The sequence below is a fragment of the Paraburkholderia ferrariae NBRC 106233 genome, from assembly GCF_000685035.1.
In the GTDB taxonomy this organism is placed as follows: domain Bacteria; phylum Pseudomonadota; class Gammaproteobacteria; order Burkholderiales; family Burkholderiaceae; genus Paraburkholderia; species Paraburkholderia ferrariae.
On record NZ_BAYB01000021.1, the window covers coordinates 149,590 to 175,213 of the forward strand.

Sequence of the window (25,624 nt, forward strand, 5' to 3'; positions counted from 1 at the left end):
CGGCCTGCAGCGTCCCTCGTTCTCATCTGCGGATCGGAACGATCTCGATTATTCATTTTTCGCGCGAAGGGCGCTCGGCTAGATTCGGAAGCCATGGAGGCGCACGGATGGTCGCGGGGACCACCCGACGCGCGCCGCTTGCCCGCAAGGATGCCAATATGACTGCCCAGTCCACCGCTTCGTCCGCCTTCTCCACGCCGTTTTCGCGGCGCTTCGGCCTGCGCCTGCCGCTCGTTCAGGGGCCGATGGCGGGCGGCCCCACCTCGCCCGCGCTGGTGGCGGCCGTCGCCAATGCGGGCGCGCTCGGCTTTCTGGCTGGCGCCGCGCTCGCGCCCGGAAAGATCGCGAGCGAAGTCGCGGCGATCCGCGCGCTCACCCGCCAGCCGTTCGGCGTGAATCTCTTCGTCCTCGATCCGGCGCATCCCGACGAAGCCACCGTGCGGCGCGCGCTCGAAGCAATCGATCCGCTGCGCGCGCGCTTTGATCTGCCGCCGGGCGAAGCGCTCGAACGCTACGCGCCCGATTTCCGCGCGCAGCTCGACATGCTCGTAGAACTGCGCCTGCCTGTGGTGAGCTTCACCTTCGGCCTGCTCGCGAAGGCCGATGTCGCGCGGCTGCAGACGGCGGGCAGCTACGTGATCGGCACGGCGACGCACGTGGCCGAAGGGCTCGCCTGGCGCGAGGCCGGCGCGAACGCCATCGTCGCCCAGGGCGCCGAGGCGGGCGGCCACCGCGGCACCTTCATCGGCGCGCCCGAGCACGCGCTGGTGGGCACCATGGCGCTCGTGCCGCAGCTCGTCGATGCCACCGGCCTGCCCGTGCTCGCGGCGGGCGGCATCATGAACGGCCGGGGCATCGCGGCGGCGCTCGCGCTCGGCGCGCAGGGCGTGCAGATGGGCACGGCCTTCCTCACCTGCGCGGAAAGTGCGATTCCCACTAACTGGAAAGCGCGCGTGCGGGCTTCGTCGGATACGGACACCTCGGTCACGCGCGCGATCACGGGTCGCCACGCGCGCGGTATCCGCAATCCGCTCATGCAGGCACTCGAAGCGCATCCCGGCAGCGTCGCGCCGTACCCGGTGCAAAACGCGCTCACCCAGGCGCTGCGGCAGAGCGCGGCGCGCGCCAACGACGGCGATTACCTCTCACTCTGGTCGGGGCAGGGCGCGCCGCTCTCCCGCGCGCGCGAAGCAGGGCTCGGCGCGGCGCAACTGGTCGATGCGCTCGATGCCGAATGGCGCGCCGCGCTCGCGGCGCTCACGCGTGGGGCATAGCGTGCGCAAGTCCCGAGCCGGTTGCTGCGCTGCCAGGGGATATCGGGCGATATCGGATGCTGCAACGCAGCAACGGCTGCCCCTTTACGGACAATTAATCGAATGCTTACTTGAGCGCGCACCGTTCTGCGCCGCGGCGTTTCACGCCAACGTTCGCACTTTCGACGCCCCTGCACCCGCCTCCGGCAATATTTTCAAAATTAATCCGTCAAGGCTTCCTAAAGGCTTTCCCGACGTTTGCGGATGCCTTCCCGGCGCCTTGCAGCGCCGGGCCCAAACCCGGATATTTGCAGGGGCTCGGAGCGATCCGGTAGAAAGCCTATTGGTACTCGTACCAATATCTGAAAAAAGTCCCCCAAATTAATTTGATCGCCTACACTTGCGCGCAAGTATGACCGGACGGCCCGCCATGAACGGGCCCGAAGGCATGCTGGCCAGGTGCATCAAGGATGCATCCTGCGTGGTCGTCCGCACGGGGAGCGACACGTTCGGGGCGCGGGAGCACCAGGGCGATTACGTTGCTTTTGGGTTCGAAACTGGAGACTTACATGAATATCAAGCTTCAAAAGCTGTTGCCGATCAGCGCTGCCGTCATGATGTTCGGTGCGTTTGCTACGGCATCGTTCGCAGATGAAGTGGTCAAGATTGGTCACGTCGCTCCGCTGACGGGTGGCATTGCCCACCTCGGCAAGGACAACGAAAACGGCGCGCGTCTTGCCGTTGAAGAAATCAATGCGAAGGGCCTCGTGATCAACGGTCAGAAGATCACGCTGCAACTCGACGCACAGGACGACGCGGCTGACCCGCGTACGGCCACCCAGGTTGCGCAGAAGCTCGTCGACGACAAGGTCGTCGCCGTGGTCGGCCACCTGAACTCGGGCACCTCGATCCCGGCTTCGAAGATCTATAGCGATGCCGGCATCGTGCAGATCTCGCCGTCGGCGACGAACCCGGCCTACACGCAGCAAGGCTTCAAGACGACGTACCGCGTCGTGGCGACCGATGCGCAGCAAGGCCCGGCGCTCGCGAACTACGCGGCCAAGACGATGAACCTGAAGAGCGTCGCGATCGTCGACGACTCGACGGCTTACGGCCAGGGTCTCGCGAACGAGTTCGAGAAGACCGCCAAGTCGCTCGGCATGAAGGTTCTGTCGCATGACGCGACGAACGACAAGGCCGTGGACTTCCGCGCCATTCTGACGAAGATCAAGGGTGAGAACCCCGACGCGATCATGTACGGCGGCATGGACGCCACCGGCGGCCCGTTCGCCAAGCAAGCCAAGCAGCTTGGCCTGCGCGCGAAGGTGCTCGCGGGTGACGGCGTCTGTACCGACAAGCTCTCGGACCTCGCCGGCGACGCGACCGACAACATCGTGTGCTCGGAAGCGGGCATGGCGCTCGAAAAGATGCCGCAAGGCAAGGAATTCGAAGCCAAGTACGAGAAGCGCTTCGGCCAGCCGATCCAGATCTACGCACCGTTCACGTATGACGCCGTGTACATCATCGTCGATGCGATGAAGCGCGCGAACTCGACGGATCCGGCGAAGATTCTGGCCGCAATGCCGAGCACCGACTACAAGGGTGTGATCGGCGAGACGACCTTCGACTCGAAGGGCGACCTCCGGCACGGCGTGATCTCGCTGTACGACTACAAGGGCGGCAAGAAGACGCTGCTCGACGTCGTCAAGATGTAATACCGCTGCCCGCCGCAGCGCGAGCTGCGGTTAAGGGTGCGTAAAAAAGGCACGTGGACTTTGATGTCCACGTGCCTTTTTCTTTATGGGCGGCGCGGGCGGGGCAGCCCTCAGATGCCCAGACGCCGCAGCACGCGCGGCGCGGCGAGCGCAACGAGCGCCGCACACAGCGCGACGACGGCAAGGCCCACGGTGAGATTGGTCACCTGCGTGATGCCGCCGATCACCACCGGCCCGAACAGCAGCCCGAAGTAGGCGATGCCCGCGACGTGCGCGAGCCCCTCGGCGGCGTGGATGCCCTTCACGCGCGCGGCGGCGGCGAACAGCACGGGCATCATGTTCGCGAGGCCGAGTCCCATCAGCGTGAAGCCGATGAGGGCCGTGGCCGCGAACGGCAGCACGAGGGCGCCGATCATCCCGGCACAGGCGAGCGACGCGCTCACCATCACGAGCTGCGGCGCGCCGAAGCGCGCGCGCACGGCATCCCCCGCGAAGCGCGCCGCGGCCATGCCGCCCGAGAACGCCGCGTAGGCCGCGCTGGCGAGCGCGGGCGACGCGATCACCACGTCGCGCATGTACACGGTTGCCCAGTCGTACATCGCGCCTTCGGCGATCAGCGCGATGAGCGCGATGCCGCCCAGCGCCCAGAGCGCGGGCGTGCGCCAGCGATTGCCGGTCTTCGCGCCTTCGCCGTGAGTGGGGTGCGGCACGTGCGGCAGCACGGCCGGGCACGAGACGATCAGCACGAGCGCCGCGAGCGCGGAGGCGAGGAGCAGATGCAGCGCCGGCGCCATGCCGCGCGCGAGCAGCGCGCCGCCGATTGCGGCGCCCGCCATGCCGCCCAGGCTGAACATGCCGTGCAGCGCCGACATGATCGGCCGCCCGAGCGACTCTTCGACGGCGCTTGCTTCGGCGTTCATCGCGACGTCGAGCGTGGCCATGCCCACGCCGAACAGGGCCAGCACCACGAGCAGCGACCAGAACCACGGCACGACGAGGATCAGCGTGCCGCAGACCGACATGGTGAGGCCGCCCGCGAGGCAGGCGCGGCGCGAGCCCACGCGCGCGATCCAGCCGCCGAGCATTGTCATGGCGGCGATCGAGCCGCCCGCGACGGCGAAGAGCGCGCACGAGAGCAACGCGGGGCTCAGGTGAAAGCGGTCGCGCACGGTGGGAACATGCACCCCCCAGGACGCGTACATCATGCCCGCGATGAAGAAGAGCGCCATGGTGGCGAGCCGTGCGCGCTGGCGGGTGACGGCGGGCAGGGCGCGATGCGCGGCGGCGGGCGTGGGCGCGGCGGGCTGGCGGGCCAGGGTGGCGCCGGTCGTGGCGGCGGCAGGGGCGGCAGTGGGGTGGCTGGTGCGATCGGACACGGGCGGTTCCGGGGTTCGGAGAAAAACGCTATAAAAAGGAAGGAGACTGAAAGCAAAGAAGGATTTTAGCGAACGCATGCGCGTCCTGCCGAACCGCGATCCGCGCGCTGCACTACTATCGGTACACAGTCCGCTCCCGGCGCCGTACTTCGGGTGTGCACTCCACGCTTACGACAAAATCGCACCGCCCGAGGACGTTCTTGAAGATTCCCGCCCACGCTCCGCTGCATCTGCTGCACCAGGTGTCCACCGGCACGCTCGCGACCCATGCGCGCGAGCCGCACGGTTTTCCCTATCCGACCATCGTGCCGTTCGCGCCCGACGCGTTCCACCGGCCCGTGATCCTCATCAGCCGGCTCGCCGAACACACGCGCAACCTGCTGGGCGATCCGCGCGCCGGTTTTCTCGTAGCGCACGCGCCGGACGGCGACGTGCTCAACGGCTCGCGCGCCACGCTGCTGGGCCTTTATGCGCCGGTAGACCCGGACCAGGAAGCGGCGGTTGCGCGCCGCTATCTGCGCTACCACCCGGACGCCGAGCGTTACCTCGCGCTCGGCGACTTCACGTTCTGGGTGCTGCATGTCGAGCGGCTGCGCTATATCGGCGGTTTCGGCGCGATGGGATGGCTGGACGGCGCGGACCTGGACGAGCTCGATTCGCTTGCGGACGAAGACGAAATCGCGCTGATCGAAGCCTTCGAGCGGCATCCCGCCCGGCCGGCCACGCTGGAGCTGGCGGGCGTGGACCGCTACGGCGCCGACCTCCGGATCGACGGCGCACGCACGCGCTTCGTGTTCGACGCGCCGCAACCCGATCAGCAAACCTTGCATGCGGTGCTAACGGATTGCATCGAACGATATTCGGGCTGAATTATTTTCAAGATATAGCGTGTGCGCCCTGAGGGCGGCCCCATGCGGCTTGAAACCGGATCGCTATATCTCATAAGGCATATCGAATATTCTGGAAGCTATCATCTGGTGAAATGTTTGGATGTTCTCATACCATTTAATTTTCATCGATTGACCGTTGCACCTTCCGGATTAATCTGTGGAATGAGGTATTGAGTAAAAATACCGATTTGCGCCGAATGAACATCCCCGACAGTGCGGGGCGGTACGGAAAGATTCCGAAACAGGTTTTTGATTATTTTTTATGCGCCGCGCTTTTACCGGGATTGAATTCTGTGTTAATCTCGCCTCCACTTTCCGGGGCACATATTTGTCAATTGGCATACCGGCGCGAGACTGGTAGCCATATTTGTCCAAACCACAAGGGTACCTATGTCTTCCTACAAGGAACTACTCGCCCAGCGCGAAAAGCTTGAGAAGCAGATTGAAGAGGCGAAGGCACGCGAATATGCCGAAGTCCTCGACGAGATCAAACAGAAAATGGCCGATTACGGCATTACGATCGCCGAACTCGGCGGCGGCCGCGCCAGCAGCAAGAGCGCCAAGGCCAGCCGCTCGCGCGCCAGCGTCGCGCCCAAATACCGCGACCCGGACAGCGGCAGCACGTGGTCGGGCCGCGGCAAGCCGCCCCGCTGGATTGCCGGCAAAGATCGCGAAAAGTTTCTGATCCAGAAGTAAATCCGCACCGAATGCCACTTATGCGCCGCCTGGACCCGCGGCGCATAAGCGAAGTGACATACCGTGCGGGGCACCCGGCCCGCTCATTGAAAAAGCCGCGCTGTCGTTTCGACGCGCGGCTTTTTTGTTCCCGGCGGCATTCCCTCCCTGCATGGGCAATGTTGAATGCGAATGCGTCGTGTTCTTGTAGGCATCTGATTTAAAAGAGATTTTTAGGGTTGTCGCAAAAAAATCGGCGCGGTCCTATTACAATCGTCGGTATTCCTGGATTCGCTCTTTACATCGTCCATGTCCCCTGCCGCCGACGCGCTCGTATCGGATAAACACCAGGTTGCGCGCAAGACCACACTCGTGAGCGTGGCTGTCAATTCGGTGCTCGTGGTCCTGCAAATCGCAATCGGCGTGATTGCGCATTCGCAGGCACTCGTTGCCGACGGTATTCATTCGCTGGCCGATCTGGTTTCCGACTTTGTCGTCTTGCTGGCCAATCGGCATAGCGGCGCCAAACCGGATGCCGATCACAATTACGGCCACAGCCGTTATGAAACGGTTGCTTCACTGTTTCTGGGCGGGCTGCTGATTGCGGTCGGCATCGGCATGCTGTGGCGCGCGGGCACCCGCATTGCCGATCTCGGCGATATTCCGCCCGTACATCTGGGCGCGCTGGCTGTGGCGCTCCTCGTGCTCGTTTCCAAGGAAGGACTCTTTCGCTACATGCTGGGCGAGGCGCAGCGCGTGCGCTCGCAGATGCTCATCGCCAACGCGTGGCATGCGCGCTCCGATGCGGCTTCGTCGCTCGTGGTGGCGATCGGCATTGTGGGCAGCGTAGCGGGCCTGAAGCTGCTCGATCCGATCGCGGCGGCCATCGTGGGTTTCATGGTGGCGCGCATGGGCTGGGTGTTCGGCTGGGATGCGCTGCAGGACCTCTCCGACCGCGCGCTCGACGAAGCCGCCACTGCCGACCTGCGCGCGCTCCTGCTCGCCACGCCCGGCGTGCTCGACGTGCACGAAATGCGCACGCGCAAGACCGGCGACCTCGCGCTCGTGGATGCCCACATCCTCGTCGATCCGTTTATTTCGGTGTCCGAGGGACACTATATTGCTGAGCAGGCGCGCTCGCGCCTCCTCGCCGACGCGCGCGTGCTCGATGCGCTCATCCACGTCGATCCCGAAGACGACATGCACGTGCGGTCGGTGTCGAACCAGCCCGCGCGCGAGGCGTTGATCGGGGCGCTAGGCGAGGCGCTGGCTGCGCGCGGCCTGCATGTGGAAGCGGTGACGCTGCACTACCTGAGCACGGGCCTCGCCGTGCAGGTTGCGCTGGCTGCCGGCGACGACCCGAGGCGCCTCACCGAGGCGGACCGGGAGGCGATCAAGCGCCGCGTGGGCGCGAGCCGGCTGGACGTGGTGAGTGTCGTCAGCGTGGATACGGCGGGGCTCGCGCCGGCGCGTGAAGCAAGCGCTAGCGCATCGCCGCGCCGTGCGAGTTGACCGGCGCGGCGCCCGCCTCAGAGCGGCAACTGCGTATCGAACTTGATTTCGCGCAGCACGACGCTCGTGCGCACCTGCGCGACCGCCGGAATCTTGAAGATGCGGTCGTGGAGAAAGGCGTCGTAGGCCTTGATGTCGGGCGCGACGATCTTGAGGATGTAGTCCGATTCGCCGGTCGTGCTGTAGCACTCGGTGACTTCGGGACAGGTCGCGATCTCGCGCTCGAACTGCTCGACGCCGCCTTCGGTGTGGCGCGTGAGATGGATATGCGCGAGCGCGCAGACGTGCAGCCCGAGCTTTTCGCGATCGAGCAGCGCCGTGTAGCGCTGGATCACGCCCGATTGTTCCATGTCCTTGATGCGGCGCCAGCAGGGCGTGCTGGACAGGCCCACCTGGTCCGAGATTTCCTGCACCGAGCGGCGCGCATCCAGCTGTAGCAGGCGCAGGATCTTCTGAGAGAACGTATCGAGTGTCAACTGCGCCTCCGTTTGCGTCGTGCCATTCCCGAATGGTAGAGGGCGCGAAAACGAAACGCAATGCGAAGTGCACCTGGTGAGGAGGATTGCCCGCTTTGTGATTTAACTGGCGGCATTTTTCCCTGACACGTCCCCATCAACCGTGCTGGCGGCCTGGGCCTGCTGCGCGCGCAGGTCGGCCAGCATGTTGCAGAAGAGGGCGCCTTGTTCGATGGCGTCGTCGAGCGCGACGTGGGTGTGCGGGTGGTCGTCGAACCAGTGCTTCGGGAAGCGTGGCTTGATGCACTTGCGGTACGGCAGGCCCGTCATCGCGAAGGCCAGCGTCTTGATGTCGAGCGCCGACCACGAGAACGGGCAGCGCCCCGCGAAACGCATCATGTACCAGAACATGAAGGTGAAATCGAAGCCCGCGGGCATGGCGACGAACACCGGCTTGCCGGGCAGCGCCTCGACCCATTGCACGTAGTTGACGAGCGCCGCGGCCGGGTCCTGCTGGTCCTTGCGGCAGGCCGCCCACGCCTCGGGCTGCGTTTCCCACCAGGCGGCCTGCACGGGATGCGGCGCCGCGCCTTCGAGCGTCATGAGATTCGCGGAGAAGGTGGCGATGAGACGCTTGTCGGCGGTGTAGGCCGCCGACGCGAAACTCAGCATCGAATGCGGGCCCGGAATCGGACCGTCGGCCTCGACGTCCGTGCTGACATAGATTTCCTCGATGGCGGCGGTATTCATTATCCGGGGATGCCGTCTGCGACGTAGGGGTTGGAGCGGCGCTCTTCGCCGAAGGTGGAAGCCGGGCCGTGGCCCGGCACGAACGTGACGTCGTCGCCGAGCGGCCAGAGCTTTTCGCGGATCGAGCGGATCAGGTCGGCATGATTGCCGCGCGGGAAATCGGTGCGGCCAATCGAGCCCGCGAACAGCACGTCGCCCACGATCGCGAGCCGGTGCGCGCGGCTGAAGAACACCACGTGGCCGGGCGTGTGCCCCGGGCAGTGGTAGACCTCCATCTCCTCGTTGCCGAAACGGACCGTGTCGCCGTCGTTGAGCCAGCGGTCGGGCTCGAAGGCTTCGGCGTGGCCGAAGCCGAAACGCACGCTCTGCTGCGGCAGCATGTCGATCCAGAAGCGCTCGTCCTCGTGCGGCCCTTCGATCGGCACGCCGAACTTTTCAGCCAGCGCCTTCGCGCCCGCGCAGTGATCCACGTGACCGTGCGTGAGCAGCACCTTTTCGAGTTGCACGCCCTGCCGCGCGATCTCGGCTTCGATGCGTTCGAGGTCGCCGCCCGGATCGACGACGGCGGCGCGCTGCGTCGTCTCGTCGACGAGAAGCGAGCTGTTTTGCTGGAACGGCGTGACGGGTATCAGCGTGACTTTCATGCGCGTAGAAGGATCGCGGGGAACGCGCGGCCCAACGGCGGGCCGCAACCAGAGACCCGATTGTACCGGCGCGGCGGGGCACCCGCCGATGGGGTTGCGAAGGGGCGTGCGAAGGGGCGCGCGAGGGGGCGCCGGAGGGTGCCTTCGGCGGGGGCGCGGAACGCCGCTTGCGGATCGTCTGTATCCCCCGCCGGGCAAGGCTTCGGCCTCCGGCTTTGTTACGCCAATGTAGAAAATTCATAAAAATTCGGGGGTTACGTGCGTGACAACAATTACTTTTGGGTATAATGCGACCCAACACGCACGTTTTACGTGCTTTCACTGGGCGGTGCGACTCGGCTAAAAAGCGGGTCTCGATGCATCGCCGTCAAGCAGTGCCGTCGTCGGACGACCGCCTTTTGCGGACTGAAGCGATGGCAAATCAGGTGCCGATCCGTTCGGCACCGCACGTCTTGCCCAGCCAGGTGCCACGCGCCTGCAACGGCCTTGCTGTCGTGACGCTGGGTGGGGCCTACGCCGCCGTTCCTGTGCGCCGTGTGTTACCGGCGCGCCAGAGCGAGTTGTCCACGCTCGATGGCGGCATGTGGGGTCTGGTCAGGCTGCCGGGGAGAGGCTGCGCCAGACGTGAAAGAAAACCAGCGGTTGGTGGCCCATTAGGGGTCGCATCCGGGTGCCGGCTCGAGCTCGCCTTTCGCGAGCGGGGCATGGCTTTACCTGCAGCCGCCGAAGCCTTTCAGTTTGCGTGCAGCCATGGGCTGCCGGGGGCTTCGACATGTGATGGCAAGCTTATGAAACTCAGACTGTCTCGACGAAAATTCGGGAGTCTCGCAGCCGTGTCCGTGCTGGCCGGTTGCGCCATGCCGCCCGGCCCGCAGAACCAGGCGGACGGGTCGGCGCTCAGCACCACCAGGGACGCGCACGTGGCGTTCGCCGCACCGCAGAGCTACGGCTCGGCGCTTGCCGCGCTGCCCGCTTCGGGCGCCGGCAGCGACAAGACCCTCGCCGATGCCGAACCGATCGGCGGCGGCCCGGACGTCTCGTCGTTCCACCAGACCGGCCGCGCTTCGTGGTACGGCCGCGCGTTCCACGGCCGCAAGACCGCGAGCGGCGAACGCTTCAACATGGAAGCGCTCACCGCCGCGCACCGCACGCTGCCGCTCGGCTCCTACGTGCGCGTGAGCGTGCCTTCGACGTCCAGATCGGTGGTGGTGAAGATCAACGACCGCGGGCCGTTCGCCCGTGGCCGCGTGATCGACCTCTCGTATGCGGCCGCGAAGATGCTGGGCGTGCAGCACGCCGGCACCGCGCGCGTGAACATCGAAGGACTGTCGCGCCAGGAAGGAAAGGAAGCGCTGGCCGAACAGGTTGCCGCGCTTTCGAACGGCGACCACTAACCGGTTGCTGTCGCACAAACGAGAAGGGCCGCTACGCGATTGACGTGCGGCCCTTCTTGCATTTCAGGGGGGGCGCCCGGTGCCCCCCGATACCCGATACCCGGCGCTGCGTGGCTGAACGTGGCTGGACGCGTTTTTGTTCAGTCGTCCCCATCTTCCGCATCTTCCCCTGCGCCCTCTTTGCCCTTCAGTTCCAGCGCCCGCGCATAGAGCGCATTGCGCGACGCGCCTGTGAGCGTTGCCGCGACCTTCGCTGCGCTCTTCACGGGCACTTCCTGCAGGAGCGCGCGCAAGAGCGCATCGTGATCATCGTCCGCGGATTCGCCCGCACTCGCGCCTTCCACCACCAGCACGAACTCGCCGCGCTGACGGTTCGCATCCTCCGCGAGCCACGCTGGCGCTTCGGCCAGGGTGCCGCGATAAAGCGCCTCGTGTAGCTTCGTCAGTTCGCGGGCGATCAACACGCGCCGCGCGGGACCGAACGCATCGGCGAGGGCCTGCACCGTCTCCACGATGCGATGCGGCGCCTCGTAGAACACCATCGCGTGCGCGTGTGCCACGAGCGGCTGCAGCGCAGTGGCGCGCTGCTTTGCCTTGGGCGGCAGGAAACCGAGGAACGTGAAGGTCGAAACCCAGTCGCCCGCCACGCTCAGTGCGGTGGCGAGCGCGCTCGCGCCGGGCAGCGGCACGACCTGGAAACCGGCCTCGCGCACGGCATCGACGAGCTTCGCGCCGGGATCGGAAATGCCGGGCGTGCCCGCATCCGAAACGCAGGCCACGCGCTCGCCCGCGCGCAGAAAGTCGATCACGCGCTGCGCCGCCTCGCGCTCGTTGTGCTCGTGTACGGCCACGAGCGGCTTCGAAATGCCGTAGCGCATGAGCAACTGGCCTGTGTTGCGCGTGTCCTCGGCGGCGATGCGATCGACGAGACCGAGCACGTGCAGCGCGCGCACGGTGATGTCGGCGAGATTGCCGATGGGTGTCGCCACGACATACAGCGTGGCGGCCGGATACTGCTGGGCCTGGGCGAGCTCGGAAACGGACGAAGGGAGCGTCATGACACGCAACGCGCATGCGAAAGGAAGGAGGCCGACATTGTGCCACGCGGGCGAACGGACCGAGCCGCCGGCGAAGACGCCAACCGGGCGCGCGAGAAAAAGAGATGACGCGGACAACTTTTCCGGACACCGCGAGTCCAACGCCGAATCGCGCGCGGCCGGTGCGCGTTTCGAAGCGCACGCGCTGGATTTTCTGCGCCGCCAGCGGCTCACGCTCGTTGCGCGCAACGTGCACTGCCGCCGCGGCGAACTGGATCTCGTGATGCGCGACCGCGACGGCACGCTGGTTTTCGTGGAAGTGCGCGCGCGCACCGGGCAGGGCTACGGCGGCGCGGCGGCGAGCGTGGGATGGCGCAAGCAGCAGCGCGTGGTGAGCGCGGCGCGCTACTTCCTGGCCGTGCGTGCAGCCGGTGCAGGAGAGAACGACGGCGCGCGAGACGAGGCAGGCGGCGCCGCGCGTGCGATGCCCGCGTGCCGCTTCGACGTGATTGCATTCGAGCGCGGGCGTCTGACGTGGATACGCGACGCCTTCCGCGCCGATCACAGCTAAATGCGCGGAGAACGCGCGCGAGTGCGCTAAACTTGCGGCAATCCGCATACAGGCAGCGGTTTTTGGGCGATACCCGCAGTACAGATTAGAGAGTCGATGTCCGTCGAACGAATTCAACAGCACTTCCGCGACAGCGCAGCCGTCAAGCTCGCGGCCATGGAAACCCTCGCGGTGCCGATCGCGGCCGCCGTCGATACGATGTTCGCCGCGCTGGCGAACGGCAGCAAAATACTGGCCTGCGGCAACGGCGGCTCCGCCGCCGACGCCCAGCACTTCGCGGCCGAACTGATCGGCCGCTTCGAACGCGAACGCCCGGGACTTCCCGCGCTTGCCCTCACCACCGACGCATCGGTGCTCACCGCCGTCGCCAACGACTACGCGTACGACCAGGTCTTCGCGAAGCAGGTGCGCGCGCTGGGGCAGCCGGGCGACGTGCTGCTCGCGATCACCACCTCCGGCAACTCGGCGAACGTGCTCGCGGCGATCGAAGAAGCGCACGAGCGCGAAATGATCGTGATTGCGCTGACGGGCAAGGGCGGCGGCGACGTGAACGCGACGCTGGCCGATACCGACATACACCTGATCGTGCCTGCCGACAGGACTGCGCGCATCCAGGAAGTGCACCTGCTAGTAATTCACTGCCTGTGCGACGGCATCGACGCGATGCTGCTGGGCGACGACTGACACCGAAGGACGAAGGAGAGCGACGTTGAAGAGCAGATACGGCAACGGTAGTGCACTGGCCCGAACGGCTGCGACGATCGGATTGGCGGCGGCCCTCTCGGCGAGCCTGCAGGGGTGCTTCCTTGCGCTTGCGGGCGCGGCGGGCGGCACGGCGCTTGTGGCGACCGACCGGCGCACGGTGGGATCGCAGACCGAGGATCGCGAGATCCAGGTGAAGGCGCTTTCGGAGCTCTCGAACAAGCTGCCGAATACCTCGCATATCAACGTGGCGGTGTTCAACCAGCGCGTGCTGCTGACCGGCGAAGTGCCCGACGACGCGACGAAGCAGAAGGCCGAGGCGCTCACGCGCGCAGTGACGAATGTGGATTCGGTCGTGAACGGACTGGCCGTGCAGCCGGCGAGCTCGTTCTCCTCGCGGGCCAACGACTCGTATCTGGAAGGGCGCGTGAAGGGGGAGCTGGTGGCCTATAAGGACATCTCCGCGAACGACTTCAAGGTGGTGAGCGAGCGCGGCACGGTGTATCTGATGGGCCTCGTCACGCCGCAGGAAGGCAATGTGGCGGCGAATGCGGCTGCCGGCGTGGTGGGCGTGCAGCAGGTGGTGAAGGTTTATCAGTACATCAAGCCGGGGCAGCCTGCGGGGGCTCCGGCCGTTGCGGCGGTGAGCGCGCCGGCGCAGCCTGCTGCGAATGTGGCGGATGAGCCGACGGTGGGCGCGGTGCCGGATGCTTCGGTGAGCTCGCGGCCTATCGACGGCTCTTCGGCTGCGCCTGCTGCCGCGCCGGCGGGTAATGGGAAGGCGCTTTGATGACGACTCGGGTGACGGGTATGGGCGGCCGGTTTTGGGTCGGGGCTTTGGGGCTGGCTGTGGCTGGGCTGGTGGCGACGATGCCTGTGCGGGCGTTTGCTGCGGCCGAGGGGTTGGCTATTGCGCGCAACAATGCCTGCATGGGGTGCCATGCCGTGGATCGCAAGCTCGTGGGGCCTTCGTTTCACGATATCGCCCAGCGGTATAAGGGCGATGCGGCCGCTCAGGCGAAGCTCGAGAAGAAGGTGCGCGACGGCGGGTCAGGGGTTTGGGGGGCGATTCCGATGCCTTCTCATCCGGGCATGAGCGCGGGCGATATTCGTACTGTGGTGGGGTGGGTGCTGGCCGGGGCGCCTGCTCAGTGATCCCCAGGGAGTTTTGAGCGCGGGCAGATTTTGTGCTTGCCTGCTTGGCAATGGCGGATTTGGCTGTGCTAAGATCGTGGCTTCGTTGGGGCGGTAGCTCAGCTGGGAGAGCGTCGCGTTCGCAATGCGAAGGTCGTGAGTTCGATCCTCATCCGCTCCACCAAGAATTTCAATAAAAACAATGCACTACGTCTTGCGATGTAGTGCATTGTTTCGCTTTTTGGCGCAGGTTTTTGCACATCGCATGTGGCAAATTTGTGGCGCCGAACTGTATCTCCATCTCACGCGTCGAACCTGTCCGCATTTTTGTGGGCGAGGCGGTTAAAGGAATCGTTACCCGCGCGCCTGCGTGAATCGCTCACCAAACAGAATAGCAAACTGGTTCATGGCGGACTTCCAGTCGAAGGCAGCGCGAACAGATTTTGCCAGGACATTGCGTAGCGCCAGCCAGAGCAGTTTGATGGCGGCCTCGTCATTCGGGAAGTGGCCGCGGGTCTTGATGATCTTGCGTAGCTGCATGTTCAGGCTCTCAATGGCATTCGTTGTGTAGACAACGCGGCGGATCTCCGGCGGAAACGCGAAGAACGGCGTGACGTGCTCCCACGCGCGCTGCCACGACTGCACGATCATCAGGTATCTGAGGCCCCATGGACCGTCAGCGAACGCCTGCAGCGCCTGCTGTGCGGCCTGCTCGCTGGCGGCGCAGTAGACCGGTCGCAGCGCCGCGGCAAGCGCCTTGCGGTCCTTGTAGCTGGCGTAATCCAGACTGTTGCGGATCAGGTGCACGATGCAGGTCTGCACGGCCGTGCGGGGGTATGCGGTGCCAATTGCGTCGGCCAGTCCCTTCAGGCCGTCAACCACCGCAATCAGGATGTCCTGGCAGCCACGGGCCTTCGCTCGTTGAACACCTTGAGCCAGAACTTCGCGCCCTCGGTCTGCTCGATCCACAGGCCCAGTACGTCGCGCTGGCCGTCCGCCTGAATGCCCAGTGCCAGATAGACCGCCTTGTTGCTGACCACGCCGTCGTCGCGGATCTTCACGCGCAGGGCGTCGAAGAACACCACCGGATACATTGCATCGAGCGGGCGGTTCTGCCAGGCCAGCGTTTCGGCCATCACCTCGTCGGTGACCGAGCTGATGAAATCGGGCGATACCTCGGTGCCATAACTTTCGGCCAGAAAGGCCTGAATCTCGCGTACGCTCATGCCGCGCGCGTACATCGCGATAATGCGCTCGTCAAATCCGGTGAAGCGGCGTTCGTGTTTGGGGATCAGGACCGGCGCGAAGCTGCCGTCACGGTCGCGAGGCACCTCGACGCGCACGGGGCCGCGATCCGTGATGACTGTCTTGCCACTGGCACCGTTGCGCTCGTTGGCTTGCCCGGCCGGTTTGGACTGGCCCGGCGGGTAGCCCAGATGCAGGTTCATCTCGGCGCCCATCGCGCGTTCGATGACCGCTTTATTGAACGCCAGCATCAGATCCTGGACTTCGGCCGGCGTCATATCGGCCCCTTGACCAGCTCGTCCAGCAGCGCCTTGGGCAGTTCAGGCAGCGGCCCGCGGGCCGCTGCCTGAGACGCTACCGTACGTTTCTTCTTCATCGGCATATCCATGATTTTTACCTCTCATGATATGCCTCACACACAAAATGCCGGACAGGTCCTCGCGTCCGGATTGGTAAAAAAAGCCTTCGGACTCTACCGAGACTTCATCGCCCTCAGAACGCAATCTTGCATGCACTAGCTAACCAACGCCGTCATGTGCACACATGTGACATGGCGCATTCGGGGTCATACGCATGCAGGCGCTACTCACGGTCGATCAATTGGCGGAATGCCTTCGCAAGTCAGTCGCAAGCGTTCGGAGCGACGCGACTCGGAATCCACAGTCCTTGCCCCCCGTTTGCCGCTTACCCGGCACGAAACGCCTGCTCTGGCGAGTAGAAGACGTCGAAAGCTGGCTTGGAGCGCATGTGGCCGTGAGCGTCCTGACATCCGCGCCTGTCGAGAAGCCGGCGTTCCCGCGACGGGGCCGCCCAACGAAGGCTGAGCAGGTCGCCCGGCAGCGACGGGACTCCCATGCACTAACCCAAGCCGACATGCCGTCAACTGGCCGATCGGTCCGCTAATTCGTGGCGCTCACCGCAGTGCGGGCGAGCCAGCCTGATGGTCGCTGCGCAATCACGGGATGCAGCATTCGGGACGTACTGGAAGCGGCGCATATCACACCCTATCTTGGTCCCGAGACTAACCACGTAGCCAACGGGCTCTTACTGCGCACGGACCTTCACACACTGCTTGACTGCGACTTACTTGGAATCGATCCCGCTACGAGAAAAGTGCTCCTGGCGCCGCCACTTCGCACTTCTGCGGACTATGGACACCTACATGGACAATCCTTGCGGTGCGCGAGCCCGGTATCCGCTTCTCCGAGCATTAAGGCGCTTGAAGCCGCTATGCCCCGCTTAGCTTGGATGGTCGAAACAGCCGACCAGCGGCAGACGACTATGCCGTAGCCGGAAGTTTCTTGGATTACTAGAGCGGCCTAGCTGACGGCTCCGCGGGGACGCGCCAGGCATGGTCTTCTAACTTGCGATCGATGCGATGTGCGGCTTCAGAAAAGCGGCAGGCCCTTCTCGATGCCGTCCTTGGTGCGGATCAGCAGATGCGCACCATCGGCCTGTTCGCTGTGCAGGTAATCGTATAAGGCGAGCGCGCGCCGAATGACCTCGCCCATGCTGTCGGCATGGACCTGGTCGCGGATCCGTTCGAGCTGTTCCTTGACCTCAACCGGCATATCCAGATTGATTCGGACCTTCGGTTGCTTGCGGGCTGGGCGCATTTCACTTCCAATAACTGATGGGCACACCGCGGCGGTCACCGGACGGCAGCGGTGTGCTGTATCCGTCACTGGCGTTCGCGAAAGGTCCCAAAGGCGCCGAGGATGACGATCGCGAGAAGCGTCTGCGACGTGATTATCGACGGCAAGCCCTTGTACGCGACCATCGCGGCGACTGCGACAGCCGCAAGAATGGCGAAGTGCGCACACTTCAGGCGTGCCACGCACTGGATGGCAGTCATCTTCCATGAAGTTGCCGGCTCTGGTGCATCCACAAGGCCTTCAAGCTGGTCGTAATGCTGTCGCAGTTTTTTTTCTTCGGGGGTCATCTTTGGTCTTCTCCAAGACAGTTAAAAAACTGCCTCGGAGAACACGGAGCGCCGGCGCACGTGGACACCCCCGATGACGGTCATCGGGTTCACGGGCAGGCGCTCCGCGTCTCCAGTTGCGTCCTCAGAAAAGTCCGTGTTGGGTGTTTTTCTGGTCAGGATGGAGAAAACGGGCAGGCAAAACAGGTACAGCAAACGGCGATTACTCGCCAGGGTATTCTGCCTTCTGGCTGCGCGGGAGAGGACGCATACGTGACACTCCTCGCTCAGCTGGGCTAATCATTCAGTACTGCGTTTCTATCTGACTAATTGATGAACTACGTAATGCAGTGATCAACTCATACTGCCAAATGAATGGCTGATTGTTAATATACACACAAAATGCAGGTGTCGCAAGCACTTCCTTAAGCGGCGCCAAGAGCGACACAGAAAGCGAATTCTATGTGTGATAATGTCCTTTATCACACAAAAAGAGAGGCCGAGTGACCATGGAGAGAGCGGACTACGAGGCCGGCATCTGTGGCCGGTTGCCTGAAGCCGAAGCGATTCCGTTTCGGCCGGTCGTTATGGCCGACGGGCGCCCCCGCATCAGTGAATGTCACCAGAACGTTGATGCCTGGGTGGCGGCTCATCCTGATTGCACGGCCGTCAGGGGATGGGGCACCTATCTTGACCAAGGCTTGCTAGGGGTTAAGTTGACGGCCCATTCCGTTGTGCGCGCCCCTGATCACATGCTGTTTGACATCACGCCCTTGGCAGACGAACGCATTCGCCCATTCATGCGTTTTGTGAGTCACACCGGCGACGACAAGTCGTTTGTCATCGAACGAAGCCGGGACCTCTTCATAACCTGTCCCTGTTCAGGAGAAGTCGTACGATGAAGCGGGACATGGACCTGATCCGCGAATTGATGCTCGAGCTCGAGGCATTGTCGGTGCCTTCGACCGACATCATCCTGATCGCGCCGGACGCCATAGCGGTCGAGGGCTACGACACCCAGCAGATTGACTACCACTTACAGCTGCTGGCGCAGGCCGGTCTGGTTGATGCGGGAGGAGCGGATGGATGCGGCATGCGCGCAGGCCCCGGGATCGCCTTTCGCAGCTTGAGCTGGGCGGGCCACGACTTCCTTGATGCCGTGCGCGAACAAGATGTGTGGGAGAAGACCAAGGCGGCTGCGGCCAAAGTGGGGGGCTACACAGTCGACATCCTGATCGCGGCGGCAAAAGCCTATGTGCAGCAGAAGATCACGGAGTTCGTGCATGGCCCGCACTGAACTTGCGCTTCCCATCGGCGCCACGGTGCCCGCGCTTGTCGTCGCCGCTGGCGAGCGCGCCGGCGTACGCTTCCTGGAGTTCTTCGCCTCGGCGATCCGCAACCCGCACACACGGCGCGCGTACGCGCGCGCGGCCGGCGACTTCTTCGCCTGGTGTGCCGGCGCCGGTGTGACGTCGATCACGGACGTGCAGCCGCTGCACGTCGCGGCCTGGATTGAGTTGCAGACCCAGACGCACGCCGCACCGACTGTCAAGCAGCGCCTCGCGGCCATCCGCCATCTGTTCGACTGGCTCGTGACCGGCCAGGTCGTGCCGCACAACCCGGCCGCGTCGGTGCGCGGGCCGAGTCACACCGCAAAGGTCGGCAAGACGCCCGTGCTCGATCCCGCCGAAGCGCGGTTGCTGCTTGATAGCATCGATGTGAGCACACCGATCGGGCTACGGGACCGAGCACTGATCGCGCTCATGGTGTTTTCGTTCGCCCGGGTGGGTGCGGCGCTCGCTATGCACGTCGAGGACGTCTACGTGCAGAACCGGCGGCTGTGGGTGCGCTTGCGTGAGAAGGGTGGAAAGGCACACGCGATGCCCTGTCATCACACGCTTGAGGCGTACCTGCATGCGTACATTGAGGAGAGTGGTATCGCCAGCGATCCTAAGGGACCGCTGTTCCGCACCATCGCACGGGGCACTGGGCGGCTCAGTACCACGTCGCTCCCGCAGGCGAATGCGTACGCCATGGTACGCCGGCGCGCGCTCGTCGCCGGCATCGGCACCAAGATCGGCAACCACACGTTTCGCGCGACAGGCATCACCGCCTACTTGAAGAATGGAGGCACGCTGGAGAATGCCGCGGCGATGGCGAACCACGCGTCGACGCGCACTACGCAGCTCTATGACCGGCGCCGAGACGATGTTAGCCTCGACGAAATCGAGCGAATCCAATTGTAAAAATGGATTCAGCCGCTAAACTTACGACTTGACGTAAAACTAAACGATTAAATTCATGAAATCCATTGCGTTTTTCACCAATAAAGGTGGCGTCGGGAAGACAACGCTGACTTGTAACCTCGCCGCTTATCTGTCTGAGGTTGATCGCAAAAAAATTCTATTGGTGGATGCAGATCCGCAAACGAACGCTACCCAATATATGTTTAAGGATAGCGTCTTAAAAGAGATATACGATAAAAAATCCGCATTCACGATTTATTCAATGGCGAGACCGTTATCTCAGGGTAAAGGTTTTTCCGCGGATAATGAGTTTAGAAATTCGACAAATTTCAAGGTCGATGTTTTACTCGGGGACCCCCGCCTCGCATTGATCGAGGACACTTTGGCTTCTGATTGGAACTCCGGAGGTGTGCGTGGAGTTCGTACAACGTATATGTTCCGTGAATTTTTGACGAAATGTAACGAATACGATTACGTGTTCTTCGACATGGGTCCGTCCCTCGGCTCGATCAACCGAGCAGTGCTGATTGCGTGCGATTATTTCGTTCTTCCGCTTTCAATGGATATTTTTAGTATTCGCGCGACGGAAAATATTTCGACTTGGCTACGAGAGTGGCGCCGCCGGTTGGACCTTCAGTTGAAGGGTTTGCCTGATGCGAGCGAAACTGAAATAGATGATTTAGAGTTCAGGTTGCGCTTGCTTGGCTACGTGAATCAGCAATATACGGCCAAACGGGATGCAACTGGAGAACGGCGAGCTGTTAAGGCGTATGAAAAAATTATGTCGCAAGTTCCGCAGGCTATTGAAAAAACATTGATCCAAGATCAGCTTGAACCGCAAGGGCTTGAATATTTGCTGGGATCAATACCCAATCTACATAGTTTAATCCCCATGTCTCAGAATAGCCGCAAGCCGGTATTCGATCTGAAGGCGGCTGACGGCATAGTGGGTGCACATTTTATGAAAGTGAAGGAATCATTCGAGATTTTCGAGGGCATCGCGGATAAGTTTAATTACAATCTCGGGGTCTTGAATGATCAAGTGGCCTGACGACCTGATTTCGGCAATTGCGCGTCGCCGTTCGGTTATTTTTTTGGGTGCCGGCGCATCAATGACTTCAGTGAATGCGGCAGGAATTCGCCCACCTTCGTGGAAACAATTTTTGGAAGACGGCATTGCGCGCTGCACCGGCAGTAAGACGGAGATGAAGCGTCTTTTAAAGAATGGAGACTACTTAAGCTGCTGCCAAATCATAAAATACAAGCTAGATCATGACTGGGTGCCACTCGTTGAGGAAAAATTCCTTACGCCTCAGTTTTTGCCAAATGATTTACATAAGGCAATTTTTTCGCTGGATTCATCAATAGTATTGACGCCGAATTTCGACAAAATATTTGACAATTATGCTTCGGCGCAAAATCATAATTTGCTGAAGGTGAAAAAATATTACGATGATGATATTCCGCGGGTGCTGAGAGGAGGCGGAAGTCAGCGGCTGATTCTAAAAATACACGGATGTATTGATACGCCAGATAAATTGATTTTCACCCGAGAGGATTATGCGGATATCAGAAACAAGCATGCAGGATTTTATAAATCAATTGATGCACTTGTGTTGACCCATACTTTCCTCTTTATTGGTTGTGGAATGAACGATCCGGATTTGTCGCTCGTACTTGAGCAGTACGCTAGGTCATTCGGTGTGGCACCGCCCCAATACGTCGCCTTGGGCGGGAAAGTGACCGCCGAATATCGAAGGATGCTTTCTAATAATTACAATTTGAAAGTAATCGAATACTCCACAGCGCACGATCATAAAGAGCTTCTGGACTCCGTTCAGGAGTTGGTGAACCTCGTTGAGGTGGAGCGTGGGCGGCTCGCCGTATCCACTCTATGGTAACGGGAGTTGCAACCCACCTTGGCACTGTTCGGTTTCTCGTCCGTGAATTAAAATGATTTGTAGACGAGTTGACGGACAGCACCAATGAAAATCGGCTATGCCCGTGTCTCGACCGACGACCAGACGCTTGACCTGCAGCGCGACGCTCTCCAGGCGGCGGGCTGCGAACGTCTGTTCGAGGATAAGGCCGGTGGAGCGAAGGCGGAGCGACCAGGTCTTGGCGAAGCGATGGCTTTCGCGCGCAAAGGCGATGTCTTGATTGTATGGCGATTCGATCGGCTCGGCCGATCCATGTCCGAGTTGGTGCGCCTAATCGGCGAGCTGGATGCCGCCGGTATCGGCTTCGAGAGCCTAGCGGAAAAGATCGACGCCACCACGGCGGCCGGCCGGTTGGTCTTCCATGTGTTCGCCGCGCTGGCTGAGTTCGAGCGTAACTTGACCCGTGAGCGAACGCATGCCGGCTTGGCCGCGGCTCGCGCTCGTGGTCGAAAAGGTGGCCGGCGCGAACTATCCCCCGAGAAACAAGCCTTGATCCGCGCGAGTGCGGATCGGCCGCCGGCTGAGGTTTGCAAGGCCCTGGGCATCAGTCGATCGACGTTCTACAAGTACGCGCCAAGCCGCGCCGATGCGGCGGGTGCGAGTATGCTGCACACCAAGAGGGAATCACAACAATGAGCAAGAAACCGGCTTTGAAGGTGGTCCAAGGAACGGCGGGGTTGCAGCCCCGCCGTTCCGAATCGGATACCATCACGCCCGATTGCCCGCCGAAGATCGCTGAAAGCGGTCAACGGCTGCTCGATAGAATGATTGACGAAGGGGTCATCGAGGGCGACTCGCTGTCGGTTCTTCCGTCATTGCCGCGTGATAGCGTCGATCTGTTCTTCACATCGCCGCCTTATGCCGATGCGCGTGCGTACAGCCGTATCCACCCTGACCGATACGTGGAATGGTTCCTGCCTTTCGCGCGGGCGATGTACGACGCGGCCAAGCCGACCGGAAGCCTGATTGTTAACATCAAGAACCGCGTTGCGAACAGGGGCGCGCTGAGAGGCCAGCGTCACCCCTATGTGTACCAGCTTGTGCTTGCGCTCCAGCATATGGGTTGGCGGTGGATCGAAACATACATTTGGGCCAAGCCAAACGCGGTGCCTGGCAAGTTCGGTCCGAGGACAAAAGATAGCTTCGAGTACGTCTATCACTTCGCACGCGGGAACAAGCCGTTCTTTGACCTAAATTCGATCCGCGTGCCTTACAAGGCGGACGCCTCTGAGATAGAACGCCGCAAGAAAGACAGGCTTGGTCGGCGCAGCACCGAAGCTGGTTTCGGTCGTGATCGAACCAAAACCTACCTCCTGGGCGGCGCGGACCCCGGCAACGTGGTGTCGGTGGCTCAGACCTACAATCAGCACAAGGGCGTAGCTCATACCGCAGCAATGCCCGAAGGCTTGGCCGAATTCTTCATCAAGGCAGCGTGTCCGGCCGGTGGCGTTGTTGTTGATCCGTTCGCAGGTGCCGCGACGACGATCGTGGTTGGCCGCCGGCTTGGCCGTCAGGCGGCTGGAGTTGAGCTGCACGAGGCGTTTGTGAGGGAAGGGCTGCGCCGCATCGCGGCTGATCTGGCCGAAGACGTACCCGGCCGTCTAGTCAACGCGATGGGGGCTTGAGCTAGTGACAGTCGAAACAACGATCGAGGCTATTCTCGCGGCGGGCACATGGACTCAACGCATCCAGCAAATCCGCCTGGTGCCCCAGCGGCACGGCACGGAGGATCACAGCGCGATTTACGCGGAAGTGGCCCGCGAGCTGTACATGCCGCACTTGGCGCCGGATTTTGCCTACATCCATGAATCCCCTTTCTACGAGACTGAGCACTTCTTTGCGGCTTATGATGAAGCTGCTAGGCTGACCGCCGGCTTCACTCGCGTCGCCGAAGGCGACATTCAGGCCACACTGATGCAGCGCCCGCGGACGCTGCTCGTCTTTCGCACGCTGTTGGGTTTGACGAAAGAAGAGTTTGCACATTCCACGCTGCTAGCCGGCGGCCCCGAGGAGCTACCTGCACTGTCGGCGTCGCAAATCGACACGCTCGAACGCAGTCCAATCGACTATCAACGGCCAAATACTGCGGCGGCTCTTGCGAAGGCGACAGCACAGGCACAAGTGGCGGCTAAAACGATCACGATGGCCATGGATGGCGAGCTGTTCGGGGATGCGCCGCCCGGCCTCAAGAGCAAGCAGCGCAAGCCGGACACCGAAGACGGGTGGAACAGTGTGCGCGACTTCGCCACCAATGGCGTGCCGTTGCGCGTCTTTCTTCACCAGCGCCACTATGGTGGAGCGTTCCGTCAGGTGCTCGATGCAACGTCAACAAAGCGTGGCGATTTGATCGAGGACGCAGTAGAAGCGCTATTTGCGGCTCACGGTATCTCGTTCATCCGTACCGGCAGTCACAATCAGGCCGACATTGCGCGACGGTTCGAGGTCCACGTGACACCGGCGCCGGACTTCGTGGTATTCGATCCTGCAGATGACAGTTTGAAAGCAATGCTCGAATGCAAGGGCACCAACAACGGCGGTACAGCGCGAGACAAGGCCTTGCGCTTTAGAAGTCTCAAGGCCGAGTCCGTGCGCCTTGGTGGCGTTCCCCTTTTTGCCGTGCTTGGTGGAATTGGCTGGGCGCGTATCAATGATGCACTCGGGCCGGTGGTGCGCGATACGGATGGTCGGGTGTTTACGCTGTCCACCCTGACATCGATGCTTGAGGTCGCTCCTTTCCCCAGTCTGATCACGCGCACTTGATCGACATTTCGATTCTTGCCCGCCCAGGCTGCGAAGCTTCGGTTGGGTCTCTCGCGTGATCTTTGCGGAGTTTCGATGCGTCCCTCGGTAGCTCGCTCAGTCAATCGACACAGGGCGATGTTCCTGGGGGCAATATATGGGGCATCTCATCCAGCGACCGTACAGCTTGGTCACGCAAGCTTCTTAGCTAGGTCCTCAGCCCGTGGGTGGTAGTAACGCATCAACATACGTGGGTCCTTGTGGCCCGTTATCTTTGGCAGTTCATGCATGGGGAAGATCGACGCCAGACGGGAGGTCGCCTCGTGCCTCAGGTCGTGAAAGCGAAGGTCGGTCAAGAACTTGGAGTCCGGCTTAAGGTTGACCGCCTTGCATTCATCGACGTATGTTTCTCGGGCACGCACTACTGCGCGTTCAAAGGCTCTGGTAACAGCGTCGCTACGAATCTTGAATACCCGCTCGGAATCGACCTCGCAGCCTTTGTTTGTACCATCCATGCTATCTCGTACTTCTTTTAACGCCCGAAGTACCGTGACCGCACGTGAAGACAACGGCACATCGCGGGCGCCACCGTTCTTTGTCGACGGTAGATGCGCAACGCAACGATTGAGGTCCACGTGTGTCCACAGTAAAGACGCGATCTCCCCTCGCCGCATTGCAGTTTCGACGGCCAGCCAAATGATGGACGGCAGCAGCGTCGAACCGCTGGCCTTCACTACGCGCTCGAGCTCACCGTCTTGAGCACCACGTTCCGAGTTGGGTTCGTCCGCACCTGATATGGCGGCCGACGAGTCGGCGACAGCAATGCGCCGAGTGCGAGCGTTGTGGGGTTGCGGTTTTCGCACCAGCTCGACAGGGTTTGACAGGCTTTCCATGCCCCATTCCTTTCGGGCAATATTGAATACATGAGATAGGACGGCCAAGCGTCGCAATACGGTCGCGGGCTTGTATCCTTTTAGCCATTCGTCGCGGAGCTTCGCTATATCCGCACTGCGTATCATGGCTAGCGGCCGCCTCGCTAGGTCGGTTTCTTTGCAGGTCTTGATTACGGAAACTTCCTGCGCAACTCCCTTCTTTGACAGCGAGATTTCTTCTTCGTATCGTTTCAGCGCCTCGTAGAGCGTTGTCGCCTCGGCCTCGCTGCGGGTGACCCATACTCCACGCGACATTTCCGATTCGATCATGTTGGCCCAGGCTTCTGCCTCGGCCTTAGTAGTAAACGTCTTGCTTTGCGCTGGGTAGCCACGCCGGCGTACCTGCACCTCCCATTGGTACTGCCCACGCTTTCGGATGGTCGGCATTTCTCGATGCTTGCTCGAATTGAGTGTGGCAATATTGTGGCAAATAATCGAGAAAAACGCTATAAGGCCTATATTATCTGGGAATGCTTTTACATTCGCAATGCGA

At 62.2% G+C, this 25,624-nt stretch carries 27 protein-coding genes, 1 tRNA gene and 1 pseudogene; 20 read left to right on the plus strand and 9 right to left on the minus strand.

Annotation, left to right across the window (positions count from 1 at the left end):
* Positions 1–158: 158 nt before the first annotated feature.
* Both BFE01S_RS21935 and BFE01S_RS21940 read left to right on the plus strand, forming a co-directional pair.
* The gene (locus tag BFE01S_RS21935) at positions 159–1,274 is read left to right on the plus strand and encodes an NAD(P)H-dependent flavin oxidoreductase (RefSeq protein ID WP_028227350.1); all 1,116 of its coding nucleotides are present in this window, start codon (positions 159–161) and stop codon (positions 1,272–1,274) included.
* 548 nt (positions 1,275–1,822) lie between these two features.
* Positions 1,823–2,968 (plus strand): branched-chain amino acid ABC transporter substrate-binding protein, encoded by a 1,146-nt coding sequence (locus BFE01S_RS21940; protein WP_028227351.1) that lies wholly within the window; start codon positions 1,823–1,825, stop codon positions 2,966–2,968.
* A 110-nt stretch (positions 2,969–3,078) separates the two neighbouring features.
* On the opposite strand, the gene BFE01S_RS21945 is transcribed toward BFE01S_RS21940, so the two are convergent.
* Positions 3,079–4,422: an MFS transporter gene (locus tag BFE01S_RS21945; RefSeq protein ID WP_084170093.1), complete on the minus strand. Its 1,344-nt coding sequence runs from the start codon at positions 4,420–4,422 to the stop codon at positions 3,079–3,081.
* A gap of 122 nt (positions 4,423–4,544) precedes the next feature.
* Between BFE01S_RS21945 and BFE01S_RS21950 the strand changes: the two genes are divergently transcribed.
* From BFE01S_RS21950 to BFE01S_RS21960, 3 genes are all read left to right on the plus strand, one after another.
* Complete coding sequence (locus BFE01S_RS21950) at positions 4,545–5,213, plus strand: HugZ family pyridoxamine 5'-phosphate oxidase (protein ID WP_028227353.1); 669 nt, start codon at positions 4,545–4,547, stop codon at positions 5,211–5,213.
* 411 nt (positions 5,214–5,624) lie between these two features.
* Entirely contained in the window at positions 5,625–5,930 is a 306-nt protein-coding gene (locus BFE01S_RS21955) for an H-NS histone family protein (protein WP_028227354.1), read from the plus strand.
* Between the two features lie 288 nt (positions 5,931–6,218).
* Positions 6,219–7,421 carry a cation diffusion facilitator family transporter gene (locus BFE01S_RS21960; RefSeq protein WP_028227355.1) on the plus strand — a complete coding sequence of 401 codons (1,203 nt, stop codon included), beginning with the start codon at positions 6,219–6,221 and terminating at the stop codon, positions 7,419–7,421.
* 17 nt (positions 7,422–7,438) lie between these two features.
* On the opposite strand, the gene BFE01S_RS21965 is transcribed toward BFE01S_RS21960, so the two are convergent.
* From BFE01S_RS21965 to BFE01S_RS21975, 3 genes are all read right to left on the minus strand, one after another.
* Complete coding sequence (locus BFE01S_RS21965) at positions 7,439–7,897, minus strand: Lrp/AsnC family transcriptional regulator (RefSeq protein ID WP_008352298.1); 459 nt, start codon at positions 7,895–7,897, stop codon at positions 7,439–7,441.
* Between the two features lie 102 nt (positions 7,898–7,999).
* Positions 8,000–8,626, minus strand: a complete 627-nt coding sequence (locus BFE01S_RS21970; protein ID WP_028227356.1) for a 3'-5' exonuclease family protein — start codon at positions 8,624–8,626, stop codon at positions 8,000–8,002.
* Positions 8,626–9,270, minus strand: a complete 645-nt coding sequence (locus BFE01S_RS21975; protein WP_028227357.1) for an MBL fold metallo-hydrolase — start codon at positions 9,268–9,270, stop codon at positions 8,626–8,628. Before BFE01S_RS21975 ends, BFE01S_RS21970 begins: the two co-directional genes overlap by 1 nt.
* A 788-nt stretch (positions 9,271–10,058) precedes the next feature.
* Between BFE01S_RS21975 and BFE01S_RS21980 the strand changes: the two genes are divergently transcribed.
* Complete coding sequence (locus BFE01S_RS21980; RefSeq protein WP_028227358.1) at positions 10,059–10,664, plus strand: septal ring lytic transglycosylase RlpA family protein; 606 nt, start codon at positions 10,059–10,061, stop codon at positions 10,662–10,664.
* Positions 10,665–10,804: 140 nt separating this feature from the next.
* Here BFE01S_RS21980 and rsmI read toward each other — a convergent pair whose 3' ends face one another.
* Complete coding sequence (gene rsmI / locus BFE01S_RS21985) at positions 10,805–11,722, minus strand: 16S rRNA (cytidine(1402)-2'-O)-methyltransferase (RefSeq protein ID WP_042338202.1); 918 nt, start codon at positions 11,720–11,722, stop codon at positions 10,805–10,807.
* Here rsmI and BFE01S_RS21990 point away from each other — a divergent pair.
* The 5 genes from BFE01S_RS21990 to BFE01S_RS22010 all read left to right on the plus strand — a co-directional run bounded on the left by BFE01S_RS21990 (position 11,721) and on the right by BFE01S_RS22010 (position 14,292).
* A complete protein-coding gene (locus tag BFE01S_RS21990; RefSeq protein ID WP_028227382.1) occupies positions 11,721–12,272 on the plus strand; it encodes a YraN family protein in 552 nt (183 codons plus the stop codon). The two genes, rsmI and BFE01S_RS21990, sit on opposite strands and share 2 nt — an antisense overlap.
* A 96-nt stretch (positions 12,273–12,368) precedes the next feature.
* Positions 12,369–12,956, plus strand: coding sequence for a phosphoheptose isomerase (locus BFE01S_RS21995; RefSeq protein ID WP_028227360.1), 588 nt, complete (start codon positions 12,369–12,371; stop codon positions 12,954–12,956).
* Between the two features lie 25 nt (positions 12,957–12,981).
* Positions 12,982–13,764 carry a BON domain-containing protein gene (locus BFE01S_RS22000; protein ID WP_245621168.1) on the plus strand — a complete coding sequence of 261 codons (783 nt, stop codon included), beginning with the start codon at positions 12,982–12,984 and terminating at the stop codon, positions 13,762–13,764.
* Positions 13,764–14,129, plus strand: a complete 366-nt coding sequence (locus BFE01S_RS22005) for a c-type cytochrome (RefSeq protein ID WP_042338206.1) — start codon at positions 13,764–13,766, stop codon at positions 14,127–14,129. Before BFE01S_RS22000 ends, BFE01S_RS22005 begins: the two co-directional genes overlap by 1 nt.
* Before the next feature lie 87 nt (positions 14,130–14,216).
* Positions 14,217–14,292: transfer RNA gene (locus BFE01S_RS22010), tRNA-Ala, on the plus strand.
* Between the two features lie 170 nt (positions 14,293–14,462).
* Here BFE01S_RS22010 and BFE01S_RS39640 read toward each other — a convergent pair.
* Positions 14,463–15,735: pseudogene (locus tag BFE01S_RS39640) on the minus strand (IS256 family transposase).
* 539 nt (positions 15,736–16,274) lie between these two features.
* Here BFE01S_RS39640 and BFE01S_RS46595 point away from each other — a divergent pair.
* Complete coding sequence (locus BFE01S_RS46595; protein ID WP_407668237.1) at positions 16,275–16,643, plus strand: HNH endonuclease; 369 nt, start codon at positions 16,275–16,277, stop codon at positions 16,641–16,643.
* A gap of 98 nt (positions 16,644–16,741) precedes the next feature.
* Here the strand turns inward: BFE01S_RS46595 and BFE01S_RS22025 are convergent, their stop codons facing one another.
* The gene (locus BFE01S_RS22025; protein ID WP_245621169.1) at positions 16,742–16,969 is read right to left on the minus strand and encodes a ribbon-helix-helix protein, CopG family; all 228 of its coding nucleotides are present in this window, start codon (positions 16,967–16,969) and stop codon (positions 16,742–16,744) included.
* Positions 16,970–17,034: 65 nt separating this feature from the next.
* Positions 17,035–17,295, minus strand: coding sequence for a hypothetical protein (locus BFE01S_RS44490; protein ID WP_156967115.1), 261 nt, complete (start codon positions 17,293–17,295; stop codon positions 17,035–17,037).
* Positions 17,296–17,783: 488 nt separating this feature from the next.
* On the opposite strand from BFE01S_RS44490, the gene BFE01S_RS22040 reads away from it, so the two are divergent.
* From BFE01S_RS22040 to BFE01S_RS22075, 8 genes are all read left to right on the plus strand, one after another.
* A complete protein-coding gene (locus BFE01S_RS22040) occupies positions 17,784–18,176 on the plus strand; it encodes a hypothetical protein (RefSeq protein ID WP_028227364.1) in 393 nt (130 codons plus the stop codon).
* Positions 18,173–18,571, plus strand: a complete 399-nt coding sequence (locus BFE01S_RS22045) for a DUF2513 domain-containing protein (RefSeq protein WP_028227365.1) — start codon at positions 18,173–18,175, stop codon at positions 18,569–18,571. Before BFE01S_RS22040 ends, BFE01S_RS22045 begins: the two co-directional genes overlap by 4 nt.
* Positions 18,558–19,520 carry a tyrosine-type recombinase/integrase gene (locus BFE01S_RS22050; RefSeq protein WP_028227366.1) on the plus strand — a complete coding sequence of 321 codons (963 nt, stop codon included), beginning with the start codon at positions 18,558–18,560 and terminating at the stop codon, positions 19,518–19,520. Before BFE01S_RS22045 ends, BFE01S_RS22050 begins: the two co-directional genes overlap by 14 nt.
* Positions 19,521–19,575: 55 nt before the next feature.
* Positions 19,576–20,571: a ParA family protein gene (locus tag BFE01S_RS22055; protein ID WP_028227367.1), complete on the plus strand. Its 996-nt coding sequence runs from the start codon at positions 19,576–19,578 to the stop codon at positions 20,569–20,571.
* On the plus strand, positions 20,555–21,421 hold the full coding sequence (locus BFE01S_RS43290) for an SIR2 family protein (protein ID WP_084170096.1): 867 nt from the start codon (positions 20,555–20,557) through the stop codon (positions 21,419–21,421). Before BFE01S_RS22055 ends, BFE01S_RS43290 begins: the two co-directional genes overlap by 17 nt.
* A gap of 84 nt (positions 21,422–21,505) precedes the next feature.
* Positions 21,506–22,096, plus strand: a complete 591-nt coding sequence (locus BFE01S_RS39650) for a recombinase family protein (RefSeq protein ID WP_042338211.1) — start codon at positions 21,506–21,508, stop codon at positions 22,094–22,096.
* On the plus strand, positions 22,093–23,085 hold the full coding sequence (locus BFE01S_RS22070; protein WP_218002920.1) for a DNA-methyltransferase: 993 nt from the start codon (positions 22,093–22,095) through the stop codon (positions 23,083–23,085). The genes BFE01S_RS39650 and BFE01S_RS22070 overlap by 4 nt, the downstream gene beginning before the upstream one ends.
* A 4-nt stretch (positions 23,086–23,089) precedes the next feature.
* Complete coding sequence (locus tag BFE01S_RS22075; protein WP_028227370.1) at positions 23,090–24,220, plus strand: hypothetical protein; 1,131 nt, start codon at positions 23,090–23,092, stop codon at positions 24,218–24,220.
* 170 nt (positions 24,221–24,390) lie between these two features.
* Here the strand turns inward: BFE01S_RS22075 and BFE01S_RS22080 are convergent, their stop codons facing one another.
* A complete protein-coding gene (locus tag BFE01S_RS22080; protein WP_028227371.1) occupies positions 24,391–25,518 on the minus strand; it encodes a site-specific integrase in 1,128 nt (375 codons plus the stop codon).
* Positions 25,519–25,624 lie beyond the last annotated feature (106 nt).